5 protein-coding genes are annotated in these 4,456 nt (G+C 72.6%); 2 read left to right on the top strand and 3 right to left on the bottom strand.

The genetic code is table 11. The features are described 5' to 3' along the window. On the bottom strand, positions 1-441 hold a 441-nt coding region (locus tag ACFFNX_RS43265; protein ID WP_378212064.1), incomplete at its 3' end, for a hypothetical protein. A gap of 213 nt (positions 442-654) precedes the next feature. On the opposite strand from ACFFNX_RS43265, the gene ACFFNX_RS43260 reads away from it, so the two are divergent. Continuing rightward, on the top strand, positions 655-957 hold the full coding sequence (locus ACFFNX_RS43260) for a hypothetical protein (protein ID WP_378212062.1): 303 nt from the start codon (positions 655-657) through the stop codon (positions 955-957). A 50-nt stretch (positions 958-1,007) separates the two neighbouring features. On the opposite strand, the gene ACFFNX_RS43255 is transcribed toward ACFFNX_RS43260, so the two are convergent. Continuing rightward, complete coding sequence (locus ACFFNX_RS43255; protein ID WP_378212061.1) at positions 1,008-1,628, bottom strand: flavin reductase family protein; 621 nt, start codon at positions 1,626-1,628, stop codon at positions 1,008-1,010. Between the two features lie 384 nt (positions 1,629-2,012). Between ACFFNX_RS43255 and ACFFNX_RS43250 the strand changes: the two genes are divergently transcribed. After that, complete coding sequence (locus tag ACFFNX_RS43250) at positions 2,013-2,933, top strand: hypothetical protein (protein WP_378212060.1); 921 nt, start codon at positions 2,013-2,015, stop codon at positions 2,931-2,933. Positions 2,934-2,942: 9 nt separating this feature from the next. Here ACFFNX_RS43250 and ACFFNX_RS43245 read toward each other — a convergent pair whose 3' ends face one another. After that, positions 2,943-3,974, bottom strand: coding sequence for a lysylphosphatidylglycerol synthase transmembrane domain-containing protein (locus ACFFNX_RS43245; protein ID WP_378212059.1), 1,032 nt, complete (start codon positions 3,972-3,974; stop codon positions 2,943-2,945). Positions 3,975-4,456 lie beyond the last annotated feature (482 nt).

Below are 4,456 nucleotides of genomic sequence, written 5' to 3'. Positions count from 1 at the left end.
CGCGGCCTGGCCGGATGCGCCGGTGCGGCGCGGCAGCCGTACGGCGCCGGACCTGCACAGCACGGTCAGCAGGGCGGCGAGGACCAGGAACGCCAGCCCGTGCTCCAGCAGCCGGCCCAGGTCGCCGCAGACCGCGGCCACGACCGTCAGCACGGCGAGGTCGGCGGTCCAGCCCGCCACGGCGGCGGCCAGCAGCGTGTCGTCCGCCCGGACCAGAGCGAGCACCGCGAGGACGGTGAGCGCCAGCTCGGCACTCTTGCCCGCGAGCAGCAGCCCGGTCACCGTGCCGGAGCCGGCGCCGAGCATCGCCACGACGTCATGGTGCAGGCGGGACCAGTCGAGGAGCTCGGCCAGCTTGGCGAGGCCATAGAGCGTCAAAAAGGCGCACGCGGGTGCGCGCAGGCGCCCCTCGACCGCGCCCTTCCGGACTGCCGCGACCACTGCGCCCCCTGTCGGTGACTCCGCCGCGTACGCCGCGCGCACGGTGCGGTGATTTCCCGATCATAGGGGGAAAACACCGCGCTTCCCGTGCTTTGGCCTCCGGTGCCGGGACCGAGTTCGGCGGCGCCCGGTGCTGCGGATTGCGCGGGCGCCGGGGCGGCGAAATGCTGATGCTCCATCGGGCCACACGCTTGCAGATGAGGTGATCCGATCGTGTCTGATGAGAGCGCCGCGTTAGTGCGGACGCGAATCGCATATCTCGAAAGCCTCGGCGACGAACTCCGTGACCGGGGCTTCGCCGTCCGGCTGACGATTCCGCAGGGCGGACCGCCGAGCCTTCACGTGGTGAACCCACACGCATCGGCCCTGGCGGAGAACATCCTCGCGGAGGCGACCGCTGGAGCCTGGTGGTTCTGGTGGTCCTGGGCCGAGCGCATCGCTCCGGCCGACGACCCCACCGAGGCGGCCGACCGCGTCACCCGCGTGCTCGCCGCGACGGGGGAGTACAGCTCCTGAGACGGTACTGGAGGTGAAGAGCGCCTCCAGTACCCCTCTCGGAGTCGGCGTCACCCCTGGAAGCGGCCGTAAGAGCCCTTGTAGAAGATGAGCGGTTCCCCGTCGTGGTGGCGGTCCAGATGGTGCACGCGCGCCACGACGATCATGTGGTCGCCCGCCGGGTACTCGGCCTCGACCGAGCAGTCCAGCCACGCCAGGGCCCCGTCGATCACCGGCCCGCCTCCGGGCGACTCGCTCCACTCCAGGCCGGCGAACTTCTCGGCGCCCTTCGCGGCGAACTGCAGGCAGACCTCGCGCTGCGGCGCGGACAGGATGTTGACGCACAGTCGTTCGGCCGCGCGCAGCCGCGGCCAGGTCGTGCTCGTGTGCGCGACGCAGAAGGAGACCAGCGCCGGCTCGAGCGACACGGAGGTGAAGGAGTTGGCGGCCAGCCCGGTCGGCGCGCCCGTCGCCGGGTCGATCGCGGTGATCGCCACCACGCCGGTCGCGAAGCGCCCGAGGATGCTGCGGAACCGGCGGCCGTCGATCGCCCGGACGTTCGGCGCGTCCGGGTCGGCGCCCCTCGCACGGCCGGGTGAGAACTCCGGGTCGCCGTTCGCGGGCGTCTCGCCGTTCCCGGGTGACCTGCCGGAGGGGCCGTACGGCATCGCGGCCGTCGCGCCGTCGGCCATGGGGGCGTCTCCTCTTCCGGCCGGTTCGGCCACGCGTTCGTTCGAATGCCGCCGCCCCGGCGGCGGGGTGTGCCGCCCTCCGGGACTCCTCCAGTAAAGCGCCGCGCGGCCCCGAAGATTCCGACAGGCGCCGCATTTCGGTCCAAAGGCCTACGACCACCGCGCCTCTGTGACGCGGCGGGGCGGCTCTGTCCAGGCGCGGGACCGTCCGTGCCGGAAAGACGGCTTTTCGACAGGTCCACACATCGGGTTTGGGGTCATCGGGTAAATTCGTGCCTCGTGGTCTTGTGGGCGTTCGTCCCCTCGTGCGCTCTGACCTGCGATGTCAGGCAGTTCTTGGGCCTGGATCGTCACGTTCCCCAACGCAGGCTCGGAGGAGGCTGCTTGTTCTACGGCATCGTCCTCGGGCTGATCGCCACCGTGCTGTACAACGCCGGATTCGTGCTGGAGAAGCGGGCTCTGCGCGACCTTCCGCCTCTCAGCATGCGGCGTGTCGGGCGGCTGGTGTGGCTCCTGGCCACCAGCAAGGCGTGGCTGACCGGCTTCCTGGTCATGGGCATGGGCATGGCGTGTCAGATCGTCGTCATGTCGCTGGTCCCCCTCAGCGTGGCGCAGCCGATCCAGCTCGCGGGGCTCGCACTGCTCGTCGTGTTCTCGGCCGTGTTCCTCGGCGAGCGGACCACCCAGCGAGAGTGGGCCGGCCTCGGCGTGCTGGCGCTGTCCCTCCTGCTGGTCTGCCTGTCGATGGAACCGACCAGGCTCGGGCTGCACGCGGGCACGGGAGAGATGCTCGCCGTCGTGGGCGGCACGGTGTTCCTCGGGCTGGCGGCGTTCGTCACCGCCGCGCGGTCCGGCTCGCGATCGGGCCGCCGACCGGCGCCGGGCCTGCTGTACGGCGGCGCGTCCGGCCTGCTGTACGGGGCCGCCGGCCTGCAGACCAAGGGAGTGTCGGGCTTCCTCGCCCAGGACGCGCACCACTTCGTGGGCCGTACGCTCGCCTCCCCGTACCCCTACCTCTACCTGACCCTGTCCGGCGCGGGCCTGCTGCTGTTCCAGACGGCGCTGCAGCGCGGGCGCGCCTCCATCGTGGTGCCGGTCTCGAGCGTCGTGGGCGCCGTCTACACGGTCCTGGCCGGCACGGCCGTCTTCGGAGAGCCGCTGCCCCAGGACCCGGTACGCCTGGTGCTGAGATCGGCGGGCTTCGGCGCGGCGATCGTCGTCGTGGCGCTCATGCCACACCACGAGGAGCAGCCGGAGGAAGCCTCGGTGAGCGCGTCTTCGCTGGTGCCCGACCGGGTGCTGTAAGCGCCGCGCTCAGGCGGTGTCGAGGGCGTCGCGGGCCGGGAGCGCCGGCGGGAGTGCATCGTCCTTCTCGGCGGCCTTGACCGCGAGCCAGGCGAGCCAGCCGACGCCGACGACGCCCCAGAAGGACACCAGGCGGTACAGGGCGACCGCCGCCCCGGCCGGCGCCGACAGCGCGCCGAAGGCGACGAGCGACGCGGCGAGACTGCCCTCCATGGCGCCGAGCCCGCCGGGCAGCAGCGGGACGAGCGTTCCCGCCGCCTGCGCCGCGAAGTACGCCAGCGTGATCGAGTACAGGGCGGTGTGCACGCCGACCGCACGCCCGGCCGCGGTGAGCGAGAGGATGTCGAAGACCCAGTTGAACAGGGACGCGAACGTCAGCATCGCCCAGTCCGCCGGGCGCAACCGCAGGCCGGCCCCGCTCTCACGCAGCCGCTCGGCGTACGGCGCCGCGAGCCGGTGACGCAGGACGGGGCGGGCGAGACGGCGGGCCAGGCGCGCCAGTGAGGCCCCGTGCCGCCACGCGACCAGGGCACAGAGGCCGATCCCCGCCGCGAGGAGAACCAGCCCGGCCACCGCGAGCGCCCGCGAAGACGGCGCGGCCACCAGCGCGGCCACCCCCACGGCTGCGTACGCACTGGTCATGATCACACCGCCGAGCATGACCACCGAGGTGGCCAGGCGCGGAGCCGCGCCGGCACGGCGATACTGACGGAAGTTGAAGGCGACACTGATCGCCGGCCCCGCGGGCAGCGTGGTGGACAGGGCGTTGCCGGCATAGGTCATCCGCAGGGCGCGCGGCAGCGACATCCGCACGCCTCCCGCCCGCAGCAACCGCCGCTGCACCCGGGCGAACATGCTCATCGAGGCGACCTGCGCCACCACCGCACAGGCAAGCCACCCGGGCCCGGCGTGGAGCGTGACCCGCCACATGGCCTCCGGGTCGGGCAGGTCGTCACGGAAGACCACGAGACAGACGACGACGGTGCCGGCCATGACCACACGCCCGGCCCACATGAGCCGTCGCCGCCGCCCGGAATCCACCGGGAGACACCTGGAATCGGGAACATCGAGCGCCGTCGCGGAAGCGGACCGAGCGGCGCCCCCTTCTTCCGCGAGGGCCACCGAGGCCCGGGCCGAAGGCAGAGATCCCGCCCGTTCCGTCGTCTCGGACACGCGTTCACCCCGTCATAGCTCGGTCTTTGCCCAGCTCAACGGCGATACCAAGATTCACATTCCCGACGGAAGCGGCAGAGCCCCACCGCCACGACGGAACCCCGCGAGGTAGAGCCCGGAGGAAACCACAGCCGCCCCGACCCCGACCGCCGGCCACCTTGACGCGGACCCGGACCCGGACCCGGACAGGCGATCCCTTCCCGGGTGATCCCTTCCGCCCGGCGGTCCTCTCCGGCCCAGGGTCCCTCGCATCCGGGGTCCCTCTACGGATCCCCTCCCGCCCGGGGGTCCTCTCCCGCCCGGGGGTCCTCTCCCGCCCGGGGGTCCTCTCCCGCCCGGGGGTCCTCTCC

Origin of the sequence: Actinoallomurus acaciae (assembly GCF_042429965.1) — a bacterium.
Lineage (GTDB): Bacteria > Actinomycetota > Actinomycetes > Streptosporangiales > Streptosporangiaceae > Actinoallomurus > Actinoallomurus acaciae.
Note: the sequence above shows the minus strand (reverse complement) of the source record. Positions and strands in the feature narration are given on the sequence as shown.

Coding starts and splice junctions, on each gene's coding strand:
- ACFFNX_RS43255 (WP_378212061.1), bottom strand. CDS start 1,628: ATGGCCGACGGCGCGACGGCCGCGATGCCGTACGGCCCCTCCGGCAGG.